Source organism: Shinella kummerowiae (assembly GCF_009827055.1).
In the GTDB taxonomy this organism is placed as follows: domain Bacteria; phylum Pseudomonadota; class Alphaproteobacteria; order Rhizobiales; family Rhizobiaceae; genus Shinella; species Shinella kummerowiae.
Genome location: NZ_WUMK01000004.1, coordinates 193,964 through 215,662 on the forward strand (window position 1 = coordinate 193,964; position 21,699 = coordinate 215,662).

Annotated in this window: 19 protein-coding genes; 17 read left to right on the forward strand and 2 right to left on the reverse strand. The window is 61.1% G+C overall.

All coding sequences use genetic code 11. From position 1 onward, the window contains the following. Positions 1-39: 39 nt before the first annotated feature. From rpsB to lpxB, 13 genes are all read left to right on the forward strand, one after another. On the forward strand, positions 40-807 hold the full coding sequence (rpsB, locus tag GR138_RS11790; protein WP_160859454.1) for a 30S ribosomal protein S2: 768 nt from the start codon (positions 40-42) through the stop codon (positions 805-807). Positions 808-1,046: 239 nt separating this feature from the next. Next, positions 1,047-1,973 carry a translation elongation factor Ts gene (gene tsf, locus GR138_RS11795; RefSeq protein ID WP_160859455.1) on the forward strand — a complete coding sequence of 309 codons (927 nt, stop codon included), beginning with the start codon at positions 1,047-1,049 and terminating at the stop codon, positions 1,971-1,973. A gap of 206 nt (positions 1,974-2,179) precedes the next feature. After that, positions 2,180-2,902 carry a UMP kinase gene (gene pyrH, locus GR138_RS11800; protein WP_069058826.1) on the forward strand — a complete coding sequence of 241 codons (723 nt, stop codon included), beginning with the start codon at positions 2,180-2,182 and terminating at the stop codon, positions 2,900-2,902. A gap of 58 nt (positions 2,903-2,960) precedes the next feature. Further along, a complete protein-coding gene (frr, locus tag GR138_RS11805; protein ID WP_160859456.1) occupies positions 2,961-3,521 on the forward strand; it encodes a ribosome recycling factor in 561 nt (186 codons plus the stop codon). 42 nt (positions 3,522-3,563) lie between these two features. Beyond that, complete coding sequence (locus GR138_RS11810; RefSeq protein WP_160859457.1) at positions 3,564-4,310, forward strand: isoprenyl transferase; 747 nt, start codon at positions 3,564-3,566, stop codon at positions 4,308-4,310. Beyond that, the gene (locus tag GR138_RS11815; RefSeq protein WP_160859458.1) at positions 4,310-5,143 is read left to right on the forward strand and encodes a phosphatidate cytidylyltransferase; all 834 of its coding nucleotides are present in this window, start codon (positions 4,310-4,312) and stop codon (positions 5,141-5,143) included. The genes GR138_RS11810 and GR138_RS11815 overlap by 1 nt, the downstream gene beginning before the upstream one ends. Before the next feature lie 25 nt (positions 5,144-5,168). Continuing rightward, complete coding sequence (rseP, locus tag GR138_RS11820; RefSeq protein WP_160859459.1) at positions 5,169-6,302, forward strand: RIP metalloprotease RseP; 1,134 nt, start codon at positions 5,169-5,171, stop codon at positions 6,300-6,302. 239 nt (positions 6,303-6,541) lie between these two features. Further along, positions 6,542-8,902, forward strand: a complete 2,361-nt coding sequence (gene bamA / locus GR138_RS11825; RefSeq protein ID WP_160859460.1) for an outer membrane protein assembly factor BamA — start codon at positions 6,542-6,544, stop codon at positions 8,900-8,902. Between the two features lie 50 nt (positions 8,903-8,952). Then, a complete protein-coding gene (gene lpxD, locus GR138_RS11830; protein ID WP_160859801.1) occupies positions 8,953-10,020 on the forward strand; it encodes a UDP-3-O-(3-hydroxymyristoyl)glucosamine N-acyltransferase in 1,068 nt (355 codons plus the stop codon). Next, positions 10,013-10,480, forward strand: a complete 468-nt coding sequence (gene fabZ / locus GR138_RS11835; RefSeq protein WP_160859461.1) for a 3-hydroxyacyl-ACP dehydratase FabZ — start codon at positions 10,013-10,015, stop codon at positions 10,478-10,480. The genes lpxD and fabZ overlap by 8 nt, the downstream gene beginning before the upstream one ends. After that, positions 10,477-11,295 carry an acyl-ACP--UDP-N-acetylglucosamine O-acyltransferase gene (gene lpxA, locus GR138_RS11840; RefSeq protein WP_160859802.1) on the forward strand — a complete coding sequence of 273 codons (819 nt, stop codon included), beginning with the start codon at positions 10,477-10,479 and terminating at the stop codon, positions 11,293-11,295. Before fabZ ends, lpxA begins: the two co-directional genes overlap by 4 nt. A 5-nt stretch (positions 11,296-11,300) precedes the next feature. Beyond that, positions 11,301-12,179: an LpxI family protein gene (locus tag GR138_RS11845; RefSeq protein ID WP_160859462.1), complete on the forward strand. Its 879-nt coding sequence runs from the start codon at positions 11,301-11,303 to the stop codon at positions 12,177-12,179. Continuing rightward, positions 12,176-13,357, forward strand: a complete 1,182-nt coding sequence (gene lpxB, locus GR138_RS11850) for a lipid-A-disaccharide synthase (RefSeq protein WP_160859463.1) — start codon at positions 12,176-12,178, stop codon at positions 13,355-13,357. Before GR138_RS11845 ends, lpxB begins: the two co-directional genes overlap by 4 nt. Before the next feature lie 30 nt (positions 13,358-13,387). Here the strand turns inward: lpxB and gltA are convergent, their stop codons facing one another. Continuing rightward, positions 13,388-14,677: a citrate synthase gene (gltA, locus tag GR138_RS11855; RefSeq protein WP_160859464.1), complete on the reverse strand. Its 1,290-nt coding sequence runs from the start codon at positions 14,675-14,677 to the stop codon at positions 13,388-13,390. Between the two features lie 307 nt (positions 14,678-14,984). Here gltA and GR138_RS11860 point away from each other — a divergent pair, with 307 nt between their 5' ends. After that, positions 14,985-17,516: a ComEC/Rec2 family competence protein gene (locus GR138_RS11860; RefSeq protein WP_160859465.1), complete on the forward strand. Its 2,532-nt coding sequence runs from the start codon at positions 14,985-14,987 to the stop codon at positions 17,514-17,516. 54 nt (positions 17,517-17,570) lie between these two features. On the opposite strand, the gene lexA is transcribed toward GR138_RS11860, so the two are convergent. Beyond that, positions 17,571-18,293 (reverse strand): transcriptional repressor LexA, encoded by a 723-nt coding sequence (gene lexA / locus GR138_RS11865; protein WP_160859466.1) that lies wholly within the window; start codon positions 18,291-18,293, stop codon positions 17,571-17,573. A 369-nt stretch (positions 18,294-18,662) separates the two neighbouring features. Between lexA and GR138_RS11870 the strand changes: the two genes are divergently transcribed. The 3 genes from GR138_RS11870 (at position 18,663) to GR138_RS11880 (ending at position 21,629) form a co-directional block, all read left to right on the forward strand. Next, positions 18,663-19,157, forward strand: a complete 495-nt coding sequence (locus tag GR138_RS11870) for a YciE/YciF ferroxidase family protein (RefSeq protein ID WP_160859467.1) — start codon at positions 18,663-18,665, stop codon at positions 19,155-19,157. Positions 19,158-19,971: 814 nt separating this feature from the next. Next, positions 19,972-21,255 carry a site-specific integrase gene (locus GR138_RS11875; protein ID WP_160859468.1) on the forward strand — a complete coding sequence of 428 codons (1,284 nt, stop codon included), beginning with the start codon at positions 19,972-19,974 and terminating at the stop codon, positions 21,253-21,255. After that, complete coding sequence (locus GR138_RS11880; RefSeq protein WP_160859469.1) at positions 21,255-21,629, forward strand: hypothetical protein; 375 nt, start codon at positions 21,255-21,257, stop codon at positions 21,627-21,629. The genes GR138_RS11875 and GR138_RS11880 overlap by 1 nt, the downstream gene beginning before the upstream one ends. Positions 21,630-21,699: the final 70 nt, after the last annotated feature.

Consider the following 21,699-nt stretch of genomic DNA (forward strand, 5'->3'; position numbering starts at 1 on the left):
TCGCCTTGCGGAGGTTCAACCGGAAAAGGATAAAAAGGCATGGCATTGCCCGATTTCTCTATGCGCCAGCTTCTGGAAGCTGGTATTCACTTCGGCCACCAGACCCACCGCTGGAACCCGAAGATGAAGCCGTACATCTTCGGCGATCGTAACAACGTTCACATCATCGACCTGGCACAGACCGTTCCGATGCTGTCGCGCGCCCTTCAGGTCGTGTCCGACACCGTCGCCGGCGGCGGCCGCGTTCTGTTCGTCGGCACCAAGCGCCAGGCGTCCGACATCATCGCTGACGCTGCCAAGCGTTCGGCCCAGTACTACGTCAACGCCCGCTGGCTCGGCGGCATGCTGACGAACTGGAAGACCATCTCCAACTCGATCCAGCGCCTGCGCAAGCTCGACGAGATCCTCGCTTCGGAAGGCTCCGGCTATTCGAAGAAGGAGCGCCTGACCCTCGAGCGCGAACGCGAAAAGCTTGAAAAGGCTCTCGGCGGTATCCGCGACATGGGTGGCACGCCGGACCTGATGTTCATCATCGATACCAACAAGGAATCGATCGCCATCCAGGAAGCCAAGCGTCTCGGCATTCCGGTCGTTGCCATCATCGACTCCAACTGCGATCCGGACCCGATCGACTTCCCGATCCCCGGCAACGACGACGCCTCGCGCGCCATCGCGCTGTACTGCGACCTGATCGCACGCGCTGCCATCGACGGCATCGCACGTCAGCAGGGCGCTTCTGGCCGCGATCTCGGCGCCTCCGCTGAAGTTCCGGTCGAGCCGGCGCTCGAAGCAGAAGCCGAAGCATAAGGCCAGGGTCGGAGCGAAACATTCGCTCCTGCTTTCCCGATTCAACCGAGGCCAGAGAGACGATCCCTGGCCTCGGCTTGTTTAAAGACCTTGTCTGCCCACGGTCCGAAGGGCCTAGCTGAGGCGGCAGGTCGCGGTGATCTTCATCACCCTGTCACATTTCCGGGTACATTCGTTCCCAAAACCTTGAGTTCGCCGAGGTTTTCCGGCGGCACGCAACAACCGACAAGAGGCTCACAATGGCTGAAATCACCGCTGCACTGGTGAAGGAACTGCGCGAAAAGTCCGGCGCAGGCATGATGGACTGCAAGAAGGCGCTGACGGAAAACAACGGCGACATCGAAGCAGCAATCGACTGGCTGCGCGCCAAGGGCATCGCCAAGGCCGACAAGAAGTCCGGCCGCACCGCCGCTGAGGGCCTGATCGGCATCGCCAGCGCCGGTACCAAGGCTGTCGTCCTCGAAATCAACTCCGAAACCGACTTTGTCGCTCGCAACGATGCCTTCCAGGATCTCGTTCGCGGCGTTGCCGGCGTGGCGCTTGGCACCGACGGTTCCGTCGAGGCGATCTCGGCTGCCAACTACCCGGCAACCGGCAAGTCGGTTCACGAGACCATCACCGACGCGATCGCCACGATCGGCGAGAACATGAACCTGCGCCGCGCAACGCTGCTGTCGGTCGAAGACGGCGTCGTCGCGACCTACATCCACAATGCGGTTGCTGACGGCCTCGGCAAGCTCGGCGTGCTGGTCGCGCTGAAGTCGACCGGCGACAAGGAAGCGCTCAACGCCATCGGCCGCCAGGTCGCCATGCACGTTGCCGCCACCAACCCGCTCGCCATCCGTTCGGAAGAAGTCGATGCCGCTGTCGCCGAGCGCGAACGCAACGTCTTCATCGAGCAGTCGCGCGCGTCCGGCAAGCCGGACAACATCATCGAGAAGATGGTTGAAGGCCGCATGCGCAAGTTCTTCGAGGAAGTCGCCCTGCTGTCGCAGGCCTTCGTCATGAACCCGGAAGTGACCGTCGGCGCTGCCGTCAAGGAAGCTGAAAAGACGGTCGGCGCTCCGATCGAAGTCGTCGGCATGGCCCGTCTGCTGCTCGGCGAAGGCGTCGAAAAGGAAGCGACGGACTTCGCGGCCGAAGTCGCAGCCGTCGCCAAGGGCTGATTTTTCATTCCCGCTTGGGAAAAGAATGGCCTGATTGGGAAAAGAACCGGGCGCCGCGTGACAACGCGGCGCCCTTCGTGTATCCGGCTTGCCGAAATGCCTGCCCCGAAATTTCTCTGCGGCGAGGGCTGCCCTTTGCAGGACCGCCCCCCGGTTCTGCCCGGCTGCCGGATCGGGAGAGCAGGCCCACGAGTTCAGGAGCGACCATGACGGCCAAGCCAATCTACAAACGTGTTCTGCTGAAAGCCTCCGGTGAGGCGCTGATGGGATCGCAAGGTTTCGGCATCGATGTCGCGGTCGCCGATCGCATTGCCTCCGACATCGCGGAAGCCCGCGCACTCGGCGTTGAGGTCGGTGTCGTCGTCGGTGGCGGCAATATCTTCCGCGGTGTGGCCGTCGCATCGAAGGGCGGCGACCGGGTGACCGGCGACCATATGGGCATGCTGGCGACCGTCATCAACGCGCTGGCGCTCGCAACCTCGCTGCGCAAGCTCGACATCGACACCGTCGTCCTCTCGGCAATCGCCATGCCGGAAATCTGTGAAAGCTTCTCGCAACGCGCGACGCTCTACCACCTGTCGCTCGGCCGCGTGGTGATCTTTGCCGGTGGAACCGGCAACCCGTTCTTCACGACCGATTCGGCCGCAGCTTTGCGCGCCGCCGAAATGGGCGCCGAGGCGATCTTCAAAGGCACACAGGTCGACGGCATCTATTCCGCCGACCCGAAGAAGGATCCGCACGCCACCCGCTTCGACCGCCTGACGCACAGCGAAGTGCTGGAAAAGGGCCTTGCCGTGATGGACGTCGCCGCCGTTGCGCTGGCGCGCGAAAACCACATTCCGATCATCGTCTTCTCCATCCATGAAAAGAGCGGCTTTGCCGAAATATTGACCGGTGGCGGACGCGGTACCATCGTAACCGACAACTGATTCTCAGTCGGCGCACGCTGGATGCGTGTGGCCGCTTTATGAAAACGGGAGTATTCCGATGAGTGAAGGTATTGACCTTAAGGAACTGAAGCGCCGCATGGACGGTGCGATTTCCGCTTACAAGAACGACATCGCCTCGCTGCGCACCGGCCGCGCCTCGGCCAACGTGCTCGATCCGGTGCAGGTCGAAGCCTATGGTTCGCGCGTGCCGCTGAACCAGGTCGCCAACATTTCCGTTCCCGAGCCGCGCATGCTGTCGGTGTCCGTCTGGGACAAGGGCATGGTCGGCGCCGTCGAGCGCGGTATCCGCGAATCGAATCTCGGCCTCAACCCGATCATCGACGGCCAGAACCTGCGCATTCCGCTGCCGGAACTCAACGAAGAGCGCCGCAAGTCGCTCGTCAAGGTCGCCCACGACTATGCCGAAAAGGCGAAGGTCGCGATCCGCCATGTGCGCCGCGACGGCATGGACGACCTTAAGAAAGCCGAAAAGGACGGCGATATCGGCCAGGACCTGAGCCGCGCCCAATCCGAAAAGGTGCAGAAGATGACGGACGAGACGATTTTGGACGTCGATCGCTTGCTTGCCGAGAAGGAAAAGGAAATCATGCAGGTTTAGGGCGTTCGCCACCTGCATTCATTTCTCTTTTTCGGATTGCTCATGAACCAGCTTTCGCCCAGCACCGTACCGGCCCACGTCGCCATCATCATGGATGGCAATGGGCGCTGGGCGAATGCGCGGGGCCTGCCGCGCGCGATGGGTCATCGCAAGGGCGTCGAGGCCGTGCGCGAAGCCGTGCGGACAGCCACCGAGTGTGGCGTTTCCTACCTGACGCTCTTCGCCTTCTCTTCGGAAAACTGGAGCCGGCCGCAGAGCGAGGTCTCCGACCTGATGGGCCTCCTGAAGACCTTCATCCGGCGCGACCTCGCGGTGCTGCACCGGCAGAACGTGCGTATCCGCATCATCGGCGACCGGACGAACCTCGCCAGCGACATCCTGCCGCTCCTTCTGGAGGCAGAGGATACGACCCGGAACAATACTGGCACGACGCTGGTGATCGCCTTCAACTACGGCGCGCGTGACGAAATCGCCCGCGCCATGCAAACACTCGCCGCTGACGTGGTCGCCGGGCGTCTTGATCCGCGCGACATCACGCCGGAGCGTATCGGCGCCTCGCTCGATACCGCCGGCATTCCCGACCCCGACCTCATCATCCGCACTAGCGGGGAGGAGCGGCTGTCGAATTTTCTGCTCTGGCAGGGGGCCTATGCCGAGCTGATGTTCATTCCCGATTTCTGGCCGGATTTTTCGCGCGAGACCTTTCTCGATGCCCTGTCGCGCTATTCCGCACGCGAGCGCCGGTTCGGCGGCTTGCAGGCGACGAAGACCCTTGCGGTGGGCTCCTGATGCAGACTGAACTGCGCCTGCGCATCCTTTCCGGCATCGTGCTGGCTATTGTCGTGCTTGCCGCGACCTGGTTCGGCGGCTTTACCTTCCGTCTGCTGGCCTCGGCCATCGGGCTTCTCGTCTATTACGAGTGGTCGACGATCACCCGCATGCCCGAGACGGATTTCCGCGCCAATGCCTTCGGCTGGTTCTCGGTCGGCATCATCGCGCTGCTCGTCGTCTTCGGCATCGATGAATTCGCGTTGCCGGTGCTGATCGGCGCCACCTTGATCGGCGTCGTCTATGCCTTGGCCCTCAAGGGCAGCGGCTGGCTTGCCGGCGGCATCGGCTATGCCGGCCTGACGGTGATCTCGCTTGCGGCGATCCGTGGCGACACGGCGAACGGCTTTGCGGCGATGGTCTTCATCTTTGCCGTCGTCTGGGCGACGGACATCCTTGCCTATTTCATCGGGCGCGCGATCGGCGGACCGAAACTTGCGCCGCCGATCTCGCCGGGCAAGACCTGGTCCGGGGCCATCGGCGGGGCCATCTCGGCCGTCATCGCCGGCACATTGGTCCATATGATCTTCTTCCCGCTGAATGGGCTCTGGATACCGATGATTGCGTTCGTGCTCTCGGTCTTCAGCCAGGTGGGCGACCTGTTCGAATCCTTTATCAAGCGCCGATTCGGCGTGAAGGACTCGAGCCGCCTCATTCCGGGACATGGTGGCGTTATGGACCGGGTCGACGGCCTTGTTTTTGCCTGCTTCGCCGCGTTCCTCATTGCGCTTGGCGACGCGCTCGTGTCAGGTGCCGCAAACGCGCCAGCCGGCGTGTTTCTTTTCGGCCCGTAATCGCGAAGACTTAAGGATTGGGATCATGGAAATGCTGGCCGGCTCCGTTGGCTTTGTGACGGGCTATATCATTCCCTTCCTGGTCGTGCTGACACTCATCGTCTTCGTGCACGAGATGGGTCACTATCTCGCGGGCCGCTGGTCGGGTATCGGCATCACAGCCTTCTCCGTCGGCTTTGGTCCCGAGATTTTCGGCTTTAACGACCGGCATGGCACACGCTGGAAGCTTTCCGCGATTCCGCTCGGCGGCTACGTGAAGTTCCTGGGCGATGATGATCCTGCCTCCATTCCGGATTACAACTCCGTTGCAGCGCTGCCTGAATCCGTTCGCGCACGCACGTTCCTCGGCGCAGCCCTTTGGAAAAGGGCGGTGACTGTCGCCGCCGGACCAATCGCCAATTTCGTGCTCGCCATTGCCATCTTTGCCGTGATGTTCGTCATCTATGGCCGGCAGGTTGCCGACCCGATCGTCGCCGAAGTGCGTCCCGGCAGTGCGGCGGAAGAAGCCGGCGTCCTGCCCGGCGACCTGCTCGTCGCGCTCGATGGCCGCCCCGTGGCGACGTTCGATGACGTGCGCCGTTATGTCAGCGTGCGTCCGGAGCTGAAGATCACCGTCACCGTCCGCCGTGATGGCACCGATCTCGATCTTCCGGTGGTGCCGAAGCGCGCCGAAATCACCGACCAGTTCGGAAACAAGATCGAACTCGGCCAGATCGGCATCGTCACCAACCAGGAGACCGGCAATTTCCGGGTCGTCGAGTATGGTCCGATCGAAGCCGTGGGGCAGGGTGTTCTGCAAAGCTGGCATATTGTGACAGGCACGTTCGACTATCTGTCGAATCTCGTGACCGGCCGCATGAAGGCCGATCAGCTCGGCGGTCCTATCCGGGTTGCGCAGGCTTCTGGCCAGATGGCGACGCTCGGTGTTGCCGCATTGCTGCAGCTTGCCGCCGTCCTCTCTGTTTCCATTGGACTTTTGAACCTTATGCCGGTTCCGGTACTTGATGGCGGCCACCTGATGTTCTATGCGGTGGAGGCCATCCGGGGCAGACCTGTCGGACCCGGGGCGCAGGAGATCGCATTTCGCATCGGCATGGCGCTGGTGCTCATGCTGATGGTCTTCGCGACCTGGAACGACATATCGATGCTTCTTGGCTGAAAGTTTGCCGGCGCGGCCGGTGAGGATTTGAGGGGGGCCGCAGCCCGACGTGCAGTCTTGCTAAGGCTCTGTTTACCGTAATGAAACGCATTTAGTGGCCATAGGGTCACTGTTTGAATTGAAGTAAACAGAAATTAACGCGTGACCTTGCTTGTATGGCAAAAGCGGTTAAAACGGCAAACGTGACCGGAGTCGGGTGTATGCCTGCCGGGACGTTGAAACGAAGGTAAGTGGTGAAGATGAAAGCTGGTTCAAACTTTTTGAACGCCGTGTCGGCCGTTGCACTGTCGGCCAGTATGGTAGTCACGGGCGGCTCTTTTGCCACGCTTGTCTCCGCGACTGCCGCTGAAGCGGCCGTCATCCGCAGCATTCAGGTGCGCGGCGCCGATCGTGTCAGCGCTGATACGGTAAAAGCCAACGTCACGATCACCCCCGGCAAGAATTTCTCGAACACGGATATCGACGCTTCCGTGCGCCGGCTGTTTGCCACTGGTTACTTCTCCGATGTGAAGATCACCGTTTCCGGTAGCACGCTCGTCGTCACCGTCAACGAGAACCAGCTGATCAACCAGGTCGTCATCAACGGCAACCGCAAGATCAAGGACGACAAGCTTCTGCCGCAGCTTCGCTCGCAGTCGCTTGGCCCGTTCAGCCAGACCTCCGTCGAAGCGGACATCCAGACGATCCGCGAAGCCTACGCGAGCATCGGCCGTAGCGACGCGACCGTCACCACGGAGACCTATCCGCTTGGCAACGGCCGTGTGAACCTCGCTTTCGTCGTTGACGAAGGGGATCGCACGAAGATCTCGCAGATCAATTTCGTCGGCAATCAGGCCTATAGCAACAGCCGCCTGCAGTCCGTCATCATCACCAAGAAGTCGAACTTCCTGTCGTTCCTGACCCGCAAGGATGTCTATAATCAGGACAAGCTGCGCGCCGATGAAGAAACGCTGCGCCAGTTCTACTTCAACAATGGTTATGCCGACTTCCGCGTCGTTTCGTCCGAGGCTGTTCTCGATGAGGCAAGCAACGAATATGTCATCACCTTTACGGTCGATGAAGGTCAGCGCTATGACTTCGGTCAGATGAACGTCGAATCGACTGTCGATGGTGTTGATTCTCAAGAACTGCAGGGGCTCGTTGAATCCCGTCCGGGCAACACGTACCGTGCCAAGGACGTCCAGAGCACGATGTCCGAGATTTCCCAACGGGTCGCGGCGAAAGGCTATCCGTTCGCCCGCGTCACGCCACGCGGCAACCGCGATCCGAGCACCGGCACGATTGCCGTGGATTATCTGGTCGATCAAGGCGAGCGCGCCTATGTCGAGCGTATTGAAATCCGTGGCAATACCCGCACGCGTGACTATGTCATTCGTCGCGAGTTCGATATCGGCGAAGGTGACGCCTTCAACCAGGATGTGATTTCGCGCGCGAAGCGTCGCCTTGAAGCGCTCGGCTATTTCTCGTCCGTCAACATTTCGACGGCGCCCGGCAGCGAAGCCGACCGTGTTGTTGTTGTCGTCGATGTTCAGGACCAGTCGACCGGTTCCTTCGGTATCGGCGCGGGTTATGAAACCGGTGACAAGGGCGGCGTGAAGCTCGAGGCTTCGATTGAGGAGAAGAACTTCCTTGGTCGCGGCCAATATATTCGCGTTGCCGCCGGGACCGGCAAGAATTCCCGCAATTACAACCTTTCGTTCACGGAGCCTTATTTCCTTGGTTATCGCCTGGCGGCAGGTTTCGATATCTTCAGCGATGAAGACCGTAGCGAAGACTTCTACGACCTGAATACGCGCGGCTTCAACCTGCGTGTGACGGCTCCGATCACGGAAGACCTGTCGACCACCTTCCGCTATAGCTATGCAAAGCTGGACTACAAGACCTCGCTGGACTTCGATGATCCGGATGACAGAGAAGAATTGTCCAGCCCGTACTGGGATGTGGTCAACAATGGTCCTTGGGTGCGTTCCGCAATCGCGCATAGCGTGACGTTCGATACGATTGATGATCGTACGCTGCCGCGTGACGGTATTTTTGCCCAGGTCACGCAGGAGTTTGCAGGGATCGGCGGAGATTCCGAATACTACAAGATTTCCGGTAAGGCGCGTTACTACCATATGCTTTTGGAAGATGCGGATGTCATCGGCTCCATCGCGGTCAGTGGCGGTCACATGTGGGGCTTTGGCGACACCAAGGTCTACGACCAGTTTAACTTGTCGGGAAGCGACCTGCGCGGCTTCGAATCCGCTGGTATCGGCCCGCGGGCAACCTCGACGGGCGACGCGCTCGGCGGCACGACCTTCTTCACGGCTTCTGCAGAAGCATCGTTCCCGCTGCCGTTCGTGCCGCGTGACGCTGGTTTCCGCGGTGCATTCTTCGCCGATGCCGGCACAGTCTACGGCAACGACGTCAAGATCAACCAGTTTGGCATCGACGACAAGGTCAAGGGCACGGACATGACGCTGCGCGCTTCGGTCGGCGCGTCCATCATCTGGGCGTCGCCGTTCGGTCCGCTGCGCTTCGACTATGCGATCCCGGTCAAGAAGGAAGACTTCGACGAGACGCAGCGCTTCAAGTTCGGCATCGCGACCCAGTTCTAAGACGGGCAGTCCAGAACTGCGCAAAACGGACGTTCTGGAGTCATCGCGTGATGGAACATAACTGGTTTTTTCCGCCCCACGACGGCATTCGTCTGGGCGACCTGGCGATAGCGCTTGGGGCGGAACTCATGGATGCTGTGCATGCAGACCGCATCGTGCGGAGTGTTTCGCCGGTAAACCGGGCGAAGAGCGGCGATCTCTGTTACATTCTCTCCCGTAAATTCCGCCATGAACTCGCGACCAGCGAGGCATGCGCGATCCTGTGCGACCGCTCGTTCGTTTCGCTCATTCCGCCTCACATCGCCGTTCTCGTTTCCGCACGCCCACACACCGCTTTTGCGCGGGCCGGTGAGATGCTGCACCCTGCGGCCATGCGGCCGGAGGTGATAATTTCTGCTCCGGCCGGTATCGCCTCCGGGGCCTATGTCGATCCAGAAGCGCGCCTCGAAGCCGATGTTTCCGTCGAGCCGATGGCCGTCATCGGCAAGGGCGCCGAGATTGGCGAGGGTACGCGCATCGGCCCAGGGGCAATCATCGGCGCGGGTGTCAGGATCGGCCGCAACTGCAGCATCGCTGCGGGTGCGACCGTGCAGTACGCCCTGATCGGCAACGATGTCATCATCCATCCGGGCGCCCGCATCGGCCAGGACGGGTTCGGCTATGCGCCGGGCCTCAAGCCTGGCATGATCAAGATCGTTCAGATCGGCCGCGTCATCATCCAGGACAATGTGGAAATCGGCGCCAACACGACGATCGACCGCGGCACGATGGACGATACGGTGATCGGCGAGGGGACCAAGATCGATAACCAGGTCCAGGTCGGTCACAATGTGCGCATCGGTCGCCATTGCGGCATCGTCAGCAAGGTCGGCATCGCCGGTAGTACCCGCATTGGCGACGGCGTCATGATCGGCGGTGCATCGGGCATCAATGGTCATATAACCATTGGCGATGGCGTGCAGATTGCCGCGATGAGCGGTGTCGTCGCCGACATTCCGCCTGGCGAAAAATATGGCGGCGTTCCGGCGCGGCCCATGCGTGATTTCCTGCGCGATATGGCGGAGATCGCCATGCGCTCCAGTACTCGAGTCCAGAAAAAGGGGGGCAATGATGAGTGAAGAGACCAAGGCAACGCTTGGCGTGGCTGACCTGCGGGAAATCTTGACGCTGCTTCCCCACCGCTATCCCTTCCTCCTCGTCGACAAGATCGTCGAGATCGACGGCGACGAATCGGCGATCGGCATCAAGAACGTCACGGTCAACGAGCCGCATTTCATGGGGCATTTCCCGGATCATCCGATCATGCCCGGCGTGCTGCTGATCGAGGGCATGGCGCAGACCGCCGGCGCTATCTGCGCCCGCAAATCGCGTGTCGGCACCAACCTCGTCTACTTCATGACGATCGACAATGCCCGCTTCCGCAAGCCTGTCGTGCCCGGTGACCGCGTCGAATATCACGTCACGAAGCAGAAGCAGCGCGGCAATATCTGGAAGTTTCATTGCGACGCAAAAGTTGATGGGCAACTGGTCGCGGAAGCTGATATCGGCGCGATGATCGTGAAAAAGGAAGACGCCTGAAAATGATTGCCGCCAGCGCGAAGATCCATCCGCTTTCCGTGATCGAGGACGGCGCTGTCATCGGTGAGAACGTTGTCGTCGGGCCCTTTTGCTATGTGGGACCGAAGGTCGTTCTTCACGATGGCGTGGAACTTCTCGCGCATGCAGTCGTCACCGGCCGCACGATTGTCGGCCGTGGCTGCCGTGTCTTTTCCAATGCCGTGATCGGCGGCGATCCGCAGAGCCTGCACCATGATGGTGCGGAAACCACCCTTACCGTCGGCGAGAAGTGCACCTTCCGCGAAGGCGTGACCGTCAACACGGGCACGACCGAAGGTGGCGGCAAGACTGTCATCGGCGACAACAATCTTTTTCTCGCGAATTCCCATGTGGCGCACGACTGCATTCTGGGCAGCCATATCGTCATGTCGAACAACGTCATGCTTGCCGGCCATGTCACGATCGAGGATCGCGTCATTCTCGGCGGCGGCTCCGCGGTGCATCAGTTCACGCGCATTGGCCGCCAGGCGTTCATCGGCGGTCTTTCGGCCGTCTCCTACGACGTGATCCCCTATGGCATGCTGAACGGCAATCCCGGCCTTCTGGGCGGACTCAATGTCGTCGGCATGAGCCGTAGCGGCATGGAGAAGGCGACGATCCATCAAGTCCGTCGCGCCTTCAAGCAGATTTTCGAGGGTGAAGGCTCCATCCGTGTCAACGCCGCCGCGATCCGCGACGAATATGCGGACAGCGAACCGGTCATGCACATTCTCGACTTCATCGCCGCCGACAGTGATCGTGCACTGTCTTCCCCCAACCGGGGCAACAAGGGCTGAGTGGCATGACGGACGGCCGGCCCGCGCAACGTGACCGGCTGGCTATTATCGCTGGTGGTGGTCTCCTGCCACGCTATGTCGCCGACGCGGCCCGCGCCCGTGGCGAAAATCCCTATATTCTCGCGCTCACCGACGAGTCCGCGGACGACTGGTCCGGCTATGATCATCAGGTGATCTCGATCGGCAACTATGCCGGCATCGGCGCGGCGTTCCGCGCCAGGGGAATCGGCCGTGCGGTGCTGTCCGGCTCCGTCCGCCGCCGCCCCGAATGGCGCGACATCCATGCACCGTTCAAGGCGCTTCTGGCGCTTCCATCCGTTGTTCGCACGCTGCTGAAGGGTGGCGACGATGCCGTGCTTAAGATGGTTATTCGCCTGATCGAAAGCGAAGGCGTGCGTGTCGTCGGCGCCCATGACATCGTGCCCGACCTCCTGGGAAGCGAAGGCCCGCTTGGCGCTGTCGCGCCGGATACGGCGGCCGAAGCCGACATCGCCGCCGCCGCCGCCGCCGCACTGGCGCTTGGCCGACTGGACGTAGGGCAGGGGGCCGTCGCACTTGGCGGCCGCGTGGTCGCGCTAGAAGGAGCGGAGGGCACCGATGCGATGCTGGAGCGCGTGGCGCAACTGCGCGCCTCGGGTCGCATCTCCACCCGCCGCAAGGGAGTTCTGGTCAAGCTCTGCAAGCCGGAACAGGATCTCAGGGCAGACCTGCCATCGATCGGTGTCGAGACTTTGCGGCGCGCCCGCGCCGCCGGCCTCGCCGGTGTCGCCGTGGAGGCAGGACGCTCGCTTGTGCTGGAGCGGGAAGCGCTTGTCGCGGAAGCCGACGCACACGGCCTTTTCGTGACGGGCATCGTGCCGGGAAGAACGGAGAAACAGCGATGACCAACCCCGCGCTGAAGGTCGGCATGATCGCCGGCGAGGTATCGGGCGATTTGCTCGGTGGCGATCTGATAGCAGCCCTACGGGAAGCCCATGGCGGTTCGATCGAGCTTGTCGGCGTGGGTGGCGAGGCGCTGGAGCGGCAGGGGCTCACCTCCCTGTTCGACTTTTCCGAGCTCTCCATCATGGGCATATCGCAGGTGCTGAAGCGCCTGCCGTCGCTGCTGCGCCGCATCCGCCAGACGGCGGACGCGATCATCGCCGCGCGCCCGGACGTGCTTGTCATCATCGACAGCCCGGATTTCACCCATCGCGTGGCGCGCCGTGTCCGCAAGGCGCTACCGGACCTCCCGGTGGTCAACTATGTCTGCCCGAGCGTCTGGGCCTGGAAGGAAGAGCGCGCGCCGCGCATGCGCGCCTATGTCGATCATGTCCTGGCGCTGCTGCCGTTCGAGCCAGCCGTCATGGAGCGCCTCGGCGGCCCGGCAACGACCTATGTCGGCCACCGGCTGATCAGCGATCCCGATGTGCAACGGGTGCGCGCGGCACGCCTGGAGCGTACGGACGATCAGCCTTCCGGCGCGCGCGTCTGCCTGCTGCTGCCCGGCTCCCGCGCAACCGAGATTACCCGCCTGCTGCCGGCCTTCGGCATGGCAGCGCGCGAGATGATCGCGCGCAATCCCGCCACCCGCTTTGTGCTGCCGACCGTGCCGCGCCAGGAAGCACTGGTGCGCACATTGACGGCGGACTGGCCGGTGAAGCCGCACATCACCGTCTCGGCCGATGAAAAATGGCAGGCTTTCGCGGAGGCCGATGCGGCGATCGCGGCCTCAGGCACCGTCATTCTCGAACTGGCGCTGGCCCGTGTCCCGGTCGTTTCCACCTATCGCTTCGACTGGGTCGCCAATCTCTTTCTCCGCAAGATCAAAATCTGGACCGCGGCGATCCCCAACCTCATTGCCGACTACACGGTCGTGCCGGAATATCTCAATGAGCAAGTACGCCCAGGCAGCCTCGCACGCTGGTTCGAGCGGCTTTCCTGCGATACGGCCCAACGTCGCGCCATGCTGGAAGGCTACGACCTCGTGCATGAACGCATGCGAACCATCCGCCCACCCGGCGAAACCGGTGCTACGGTCATCCTCGATCTTCTCGCAACAAAAAAGCCCGGTCAGAACTGACCGGGCTTTTTTCATCTCATCGTCTGGCTATCAGCGCTTGGAGACCGGCACGTAATCACGCTTCGGTTCGCCGATATAGAGCTGGCGCGGGCGGCCGATGCGCTGTTCCGGATCTTCGATCATCTCGTTCCACTGGGCGATCCAGCCGACCGTACGGGCGAGCGCGAAGAGCACGGTGAACATGGTGGTGGGGAAGCCCAGCGCCTTCAGCGTGATGCCGGAGTAGAAGTCGATGTTCGGGTAGAGCTTCTTCTCGATGAAGTACTCGTCGGTCAGCGCGATGCGCTCGAGTTCCATCGCGACTTCCAGCATCGGATCGTCCTTGATGCCGAGCTCGTTGAGAACCTCATGCGTCGTCCTCTGCATGATGCGCGCGCGCGGATCATAGTTCTTGTAGACGCGGTGGCCAAAGCCCATCAGGCGGAACGGATCGTTCTTGTCCTTGGCGCGGGCGACATATTCCGGAATGCGGTCGACCGAACCGATTTCAGCGAGCATGTTCAGCGCCGCTTCGTTGGCGCCACCATGGGCAGGGCCCCAGAGGCAGGCAATGCCGGCGGCGATGCAGGCGAACGGGTTGGCGCCCGAGGAGCCGGCGAGGCGCACGGTGGAGGTCGAGGCGTTCTGCTCGTGATCGGCATGCAGGATGAAGATGCGGTCCATGGCACGTGCCAGAACCGGGTTCGCCACATACTCTTCGCACGGCACGGCAAAACACATGCGCAGGAAGTTCGAGGCGTAGTCGAGGTCGTTCTTCGGGTAAACGAAGGGCTGGCCGATGTGGTATTTGTAGGCCATGGCGGCGATCGTCGGCATCTTGGCGATCATGCGCAGCGAGGCAACCATGCGCTGATGCGGATCGGTGATGTCGGTCGAGTCGTGATAGAAGGCCGACAGCGCGCCAACACAGCCACACATGACAGCCATCGGATGGGCGTCGCGACGGAAGCCGGTGAAGAAACGCGACATCTGCTCGTGCACCATGGTGTGGTGCGTGACGCGGTAGTCGAAATCGTCCTTCTGCGTCTTGGTCGGCAATTCACCGTACAACAAGAGGTAGCAGGCTTCGAGGAAATCGCCGTGTTCGGCAAGCTGCTCGATCGGATAACCGCGGTGCAGCAGAACACCTTCGTCGCCATCGATATAGGTGATCTTCGATTCGCACGAGGCGGTGGAGGTGAAGCCGGGATCGTAGGTGAAGGTGCCGGTATTCTTGTACAGCGTACCGATGTCGATCACATCGGGGCCGATGGTACCGGATCGCGTCGGCAAGTCCACCGTCTTGCCACCGACTGACACACCCGCGCTAGTTCCTGTCATAACGATCCTCCGTTGTTTCCAATGGCGGCACGAAGCTGTGCCGTATCCATGAACATGCTCGTTTTGCTAACCCATTTGCCCCATGCTGCCAAGCAATACCAAAGGCAAATTGTGCATTGCGGAAAAGGGCTTTCCGGCAACGCAATATCTACCCTTTCCATGAAGTTGCAAGCAACTTTTGAGAGTGCTTTGCGTGATGCGGAGGGCGCATCCCATATGCCTGGCTTAGCACTTTCGACATGTACTGCAGATTGAAGATTTCTCCATTCGATTGCACAATGCCATGGGGAACGGGTGGGGCCGAGTCATGGCCAGGATCGACATCGCGGAAAAACAGGCGGCGTCCGAGGCTGATGCCTGGCGCGGCGTGCCTGCGGCCGATCCCCAACCGGTCGCTCTGCTCGAACCGCCAAGCCGCCCGGTCGTTCGCCTTCTCCTGCGTGCCGCCAGCCGCCTCTATGCGCGCCTTGCCGGGCGGCAGACGCTGGCGACTGCTTTTGCCGAGGAGCGAGCGCATGGCCATTTCCTCCTTTTCGTTCCCGTCTTCCTCGGAGCGGGTGCCGCACTGTGGTTTTCCGCAGCGTCGGATCCGTCGCCCTATGCGCTGATCCTGCTCGCCTGTGCGGCCCTCTGGCCCGCCTTGCGGCTTCGGCATCGCGAAAGCCTGGTGGCACTTGCGGCGGGTGGCGCCTTCCTTATCCCGCTCGGCATGCTGCTTGCAGCCGCCGAGACCACCCTCCTTGGCACCGTCATCCTGGATACGCCGGTGACGACGGAGGTAAGGGGACGCGTGCTCTCGCGCGAAAGCGATGATCGCGGTGCAATCCGCTATCGCATTGCGCTCGAAACCACACACGAGCCCACTTTGAAGCGCCCGCCCGATGTGGTGACGCTGCTTGCCCGAAGCCGGCATGCGCCGATCGCCATCGGCGACGGCATCACGGGGCGTGCGCGCCTTGGCCCACCGTCGGGCCCCGCATTGACGGGGCTCAACGATTTCACCTTCGATGCCTATTTCGCCGGCACGGGCGCGGTCGGTTATTTTTACAGCGCGCCCACCGCGACGACGGCGCGCGAACCCGGTCTCTACGACAGGATGCGGCAACGGATCGCCGCGTGGCGAAACAACCTCACCGAGCACATCCGCGGGCGCATCGGCGGCGATGCCGGGGCCATTGCCGCAGCCCTAGTCACCGCGGAACAGCGGGCAATCGGAGAGGAAACGGTCGAAGCGCTGCGGCAGGCAGGCCTTGCCCATGTGCTTGCCATTTCCGGATTGAATATGGTGCTCGCCGCCGGGACCTTCCTTGTCGGCGCGCGCATGCTGATGGCGCTTGTTCCGGGTTTTGCCGAGCGTTATCCGGCCAAAAAGTTTGCGGCCGCCGGCGCCCTGGTCATGGTGACGCTCTACATTCTGGTGTCTGGCGGTGCGATCTCCGCGGTGCGATCGTGGATCATGATCTGCGTGATGCTCGTCGCCGTGTTGTTCGGGCGTTCGGCCATCAGTCTGCGCAACGTGGCAATCTCGGCAATCCTCATCCTGCTGGTCACGCCCTCTGCCGTGACAAATCCCGGTTTTCAGATGTCCTACGCCGCAACGCTGGGCCTTGTCGCCGGCTACGCCGCGTGGCGCGAGCGTCCGGTCCACCGCGAGAGCCGGGGAGGGCCGTTTGCGCTGTTCGGTGGCGCGGCCGGCCGCTTCTTCGGCGGGCTGATCCTTTCCTCGCTGATCGGCGGCTTTGCGACGCTGATCTACTCCATCGGCCATTTTCACCGTATCCCGGCCTATGGGCTCGCCGGCAATCTGCTGGCCATGCCGGTGATCAGCATCATCGTCATGCCCTTCGGCCTCATCGCCGTTCTGCTGATGCCCTTCGGTCTCGATGCCATTCCCTTTGCGATCATGGGCAAGGGTATAGAGTGGATGATTGCGCTTTCGACATGGGTGGCAGGCTGGAAGGGCGAGATCGTCACGGGCCGCATCCCCGAGATCGCCTTCCTGCTCATCGGCATCGGCGGCGGTCTCGTCTGCATCTTGCGCACCCGGTTGCGCCATGCCGGCACGCTTCTCGTCCTCGGCGGCATCCTTGTCGCCTGCTGGTCGGGGCAAGGCACACGACCGGAGGTTCTCGTCTCGGAAGATGGCCGACTGGTCGCTATCCTGCGGGACGGACAAGCCGCGACCAACCGCGCGCGGCCACCGGATTTCATCTATGCACAATGGCGGCGCGCCCTTCGCCTCGCGGGGTTGCTGAAACCGGAGATCCGCAGGACGGCCGGCCTGACGGTGGATGCCGACAAAGTGGATGACGACAAAGTGGATGCCGAGAAGCGGGATACTGCCACGACTGCCCGGCAGAGGCGGCCCCGTCGCGAAGCGGACCGAGAGAAGGCCAAGGCAGCCATGACCGCAGCCTTCGATACGGCTCGCACCCGCGACGGCTTCATCTGCGAAGCAAAAGCCTTTTGCGCAGCCGTTTCACCCAGCGGCTGGCGCATCGTGGCGCTGGAAGACCTCGCCTTCCTCGGCACGGCCTGCGACGGGGCGGATCTCGTCATCGTGCCGGTGGCAATCCGGCTGGAGGCCTGCCGTTCCGGTGCCCGCCTCATCACGACGCGTCATTTGCGGAAAACCGGCACCCTGGAAATCCAACCGGTCGTCGGGCAGGCGCATTCCGGCCTGTCCGATGCCCGTTTTGTTCCTGCCGTCGAAACGCTCCAGCGCCCCTGGTCACGGCACCGCACCTACGATTGGCGCACGGGCACCTACGAGGGCGAGAAGGCCGACGAAAGCGCTCAGAAATCTCTCACAGTCCCGTCCAGCGCCTCGGGGTCGTGATGTTCCCCAGGGCGTTCTGGTAAATACGCCGCCGCGAACCATAGCGCGACAGGTTTAATGGTAGCGGCGAATAAGGCCGACGAGCTTGCCCTGGATCTTGACCCGGTCCGGCCCGAAAATACGGGTTTCATAGGCCGGATTGGCGGCCTCGAGCGCGATGGATGCGCCCTTGCGGCGGAAGCGCTTCAGCGTTGCTTCCTCATCATCGACCAGCGCGACGATGATTTCACCGGGATTGGCGGTGCTGGCATTGCGAATGATGACGGTGTCGCCGTCGAGGATGCCGGCCTCGATCATCGAATCGCCCTTCACCTCCAGCGCGTAATGTTCCCCGCCGCCGATCATTTCGGCCGGCACGGTGATTTCATGGGTGTTGTTCTGGATAGCCGAGATCGGCACACCGGCTGCGATGCGTCCCATGACCGGCACGGAAACGGAGGAGGGCATGTCGGCCTGGCTTGACGTTCGCTGCGGCGGTGCGGCCGGCGCAGGCTGCTTGCCGAGGCTTCCCTCGATGACCGCTGGGGAGAAGCCGCGGCGCGGCTGCAGACTGGGCGAATAGGCGTCGGGAAGCTTGATGACTTCGAGGGCGCGGGCTCGGTTCGGCAGCCGACGAATGAACCCCCGCTCCTCGAGCGCCGTGATGAGCCGATGGATGCCCGATTTCGAGGCAAGATCCAGCGCATCTTTCATTTCATCGAAGGATGGCGGTATGCCGGATTCCTTCATTCGTTCATGGATGAACAAGAGAAGTTCCTGTTGCTTGCGTGTCAACATCGCCGTCACCCCAGAATCGCGAAACAAATATAGAACATACACTATCTGTTCCATATGTGTTCCGCAAGGGCCTGCGGTTGCGGAGGCCCTAGAAGGGGACGGGAGTTGGTTCGGATTTTGCGCTGGACCCAAAGTTTTCCGCCACAAAGGCAAGCGCTCCCGCCAAGGAGGTATCCGCGCCTGGGAAGGCCGGCCCGTCGCATCGTTCGGACGCATCAATCCGGCACAAGTCCTCCGCCGAAAGATGGACCCAGCGGCGTCCTTATGCTCCGGGCAATGATCTCGAATGGCGCTCGCCTGAGCGGGGGCGGAACGAATCCCAGGCAAACTGATTTCTCCTGCGCATTTCATTCGCGAAGGAGAGACACCATGAAATCGCTGGCTGATATTTTCGAACACACCCTGCAGGACGTCTATTACGCGGAGAACGCCATCATCAAGGCGCTTCCGAAGGTCGCCAAGGCTGCCAAGAGCCCCGCGCTGAAAAAGGCGGCCGAAGACCATCTGGCGGAAACCAAAGGCCAGATCAAGACGCTGGAACAGGTCTTCAAGTCGATCGGCAAGAAGGCCTCGGGCGAAAAGTGCGACGCCATCGAAGGTCTGATCAAGGAGGCCGACGGCCTCATGGAAGAAGCGGAAGGCACGGCGCTCGATGCCGGTCTGCTTGCTGCGTGCCAGGCTGTCGAACACTACGAAATCGCGCGCTATGGCTCGCTGCGCGAATGGGCCAAGGATCTCGGCCATGACGAAGCGCACAAACTGCTGAGCGAAATCCTCGATCAGGAGAAAGCGGCGAACAACAAGCTGACGAACCTCGCCGTAACGTCGATCAACAAGGCGACGGCGAAAGCCAAGGCCGCCTAGACACGTTGAAGCAGAACCCGCTACGCCCCAACCAATACGGCCGATCGACCTGCGCGATCGGCCAGCGGCCAAGACGGGTGGAGATTCCGGCTTTGGCGGTACTGTCAAGAACTGGAGCGATCATATACCCAGCCCGAGCAGGCTTTTGCTCACGCGTCGTTAAAATTCAATTCAAGATTGCGTTGAACGTATTAAATAGTCGAACGGCGTAGCGGCACGAGGCAACCGAGCAAGAACTGCGTGGTCAAGTGCAGCATGTCTAACCAGTCAATACTGATGCCGGCGGCTTTGCAGACGACCAAATAGCATAGCTCAAAAGAACTACTGCACCGCGTCTATTCTCCGACTGATCAGCAATTGTTCTACGGATGTTCGCGCAAAATTAGAAACCGTATATATAGTGCCGTGGCACTCGCAAGCGGCGGCTGATTTTTATGCGAAACTCACCCGGCTCAGGTTCGCCCACAATCAACACGATAGAACGATTAGACCTATCGCCAGTTCTTTCCGAAACTCGCGAGGAAGCCGCACATCATTCTGAAGCAGTCTGAATGCCGGCACCTTGGAACCGTATCAGTTCAAACCTAGCCATCAATTTCCTGTAAGTCTTTGATTTTGTGGTGAGCGCGCAGGGATTCGAACCCTGGACCTACTGATTAAAAGTCAGTTGGCACACTTTTCCATACGTTTCCGTCGGTGTCAATAACCCTTTATTTTTCAGAGATTTCAGCCTATATGTTCGTCCTACGTTTCGCTACGTTTCATCGTGTTTCATCCGACGGTGGCGACTCGGTGGCGACTGGAGGGGATTTGATTGCCTACGATCAAGCTGACACGCAAAACTATAGCTTCACTGGAGCCAGGCGAGAAACCAGTCATCTACTTTGATGAGACCGTCAAAGGTTTCGGCTTGAAGATCATGCCGACAGGCGCGCGCTCGTGGGTCCTGGAGTATCGCCCCGGCGCAGGTGGGCGCGGCGTAGCCAAAAAGCGTCTGAAGATTGGAACGCCAGCGACGATGCCCCCCGAAGAGGCTAGGGAACGGGCCATTCGGACATTGGCGCGGGTCACGCTTGGCGGGGATCCTGCCGGAGCCAGATCCGACGAGCGTTCTTCACCTACCGTATCAGATTTAGTTGACGCGTATATGCGCGATCACGTTGCTTCCAAGCGAAAGGCTAAAACGGAGGCAGAATACAAGATCGTGATCGACAAGCACGTAAAGCCGGCCATCGGCAGCATGCGTGCGTCTGTGGTCATGGCGGCTGACGTCGCTCGCATGCAGTCCTCGATTGTCCGAGGCAAACGCCGTAATGGCAACACTGGAAAAACCACCGCGAACCGCGCGCTTGCTGTGCTCTCGGCCGCTTTCAACTGGGCACAAGGGGTCGGCTTGGTGCCTGACGGGCACAATCCGACAAAGCGAGTCGAGCGCTTCAGCGAGAGTCGAAAGGAGCGGTTCTTGACCACCTCGGAGATGACCGCTCTTGGAGAGGCCCTGTATGAGGCCGAGACCATCGGCTTGCCATATGACGTTGATGAGAACAGGGCGAAAGCCAAGAATGCTCCGAAGCCCGAAAACCGCAGAACTGTATACGGCCCGCATGCGGTTGCTGCGATCCGACTATTGCTTCTAACCGGAGCTCGAAAGCGTGAAATCTTAGACTTACGGTGGCAAGACGTAGACCTTGACCGAGGCGTCCTGTTTCTTGCTGACTCAAAAACAGGAAAGAAAACGCTCGTGCTCTCGTCTGCGGCCATTGCCATCCTGCAAAACTTGCCGCGGTTAGGCATCTATGTGATCGCTGGCGCCACTGCCGGCGCGAAAGGCGAGAGGCCGCGGGCAGACTTGAACAAGCCTTGGGGCGCTGTACTGAGGCGGGCTGGCCTTGAAGGCGTCCGACTACATGACCTTCGGCATTCTTTCGCGAGCGTTGGCGTGGGGGGCAGCCTCGGGCTTCCGATTGTCGGTAAGCTGTTGGGACATACGCAAGCAGCCACAACCGCGCGGTATGCTCATCTTGATACCGACCCACTGAAGAAAGCAGTCGATACGATCGGCGATAAGATCAGCTCTGCAATGGGAGCGCGACGGTGATGGCAAAGCTTCCTGATGGATTTAGCCTGCAGGCGCTGCCCATTGAAATAGCAATGGCTGAGGGGAGAACCGAAGACGCCAAGACCGCCATCGTAGCTGTGCTGCTCGCTGGTAACGCCGACAAGGTGGTTCAAAGGATCGCCGCGGAGATGATCAAGCCTCCCAAACGAGCGCGTGGCCGCGCGAAGTCGCTAACCCGTCACTGGCTCGATATTGGCGAACAGTTTCATTGGCTCCGCAACGACAGCGTTAAATACGAAGACGCAATGGTGATTTTATCTCAAAGGTTCGGATATTCGGAAAGCCACATCCGTAAGGCGATTGCGGAGTTCGACGCCGCTAAGGCTGCGAGCGATGAGGCATCCCGCGAATAAATGGTATTTGTTCGATTAGTTAAAAAAGTAAAACTGTCCTATTCTCGGCATCATTCGGAAACAAGGAGAT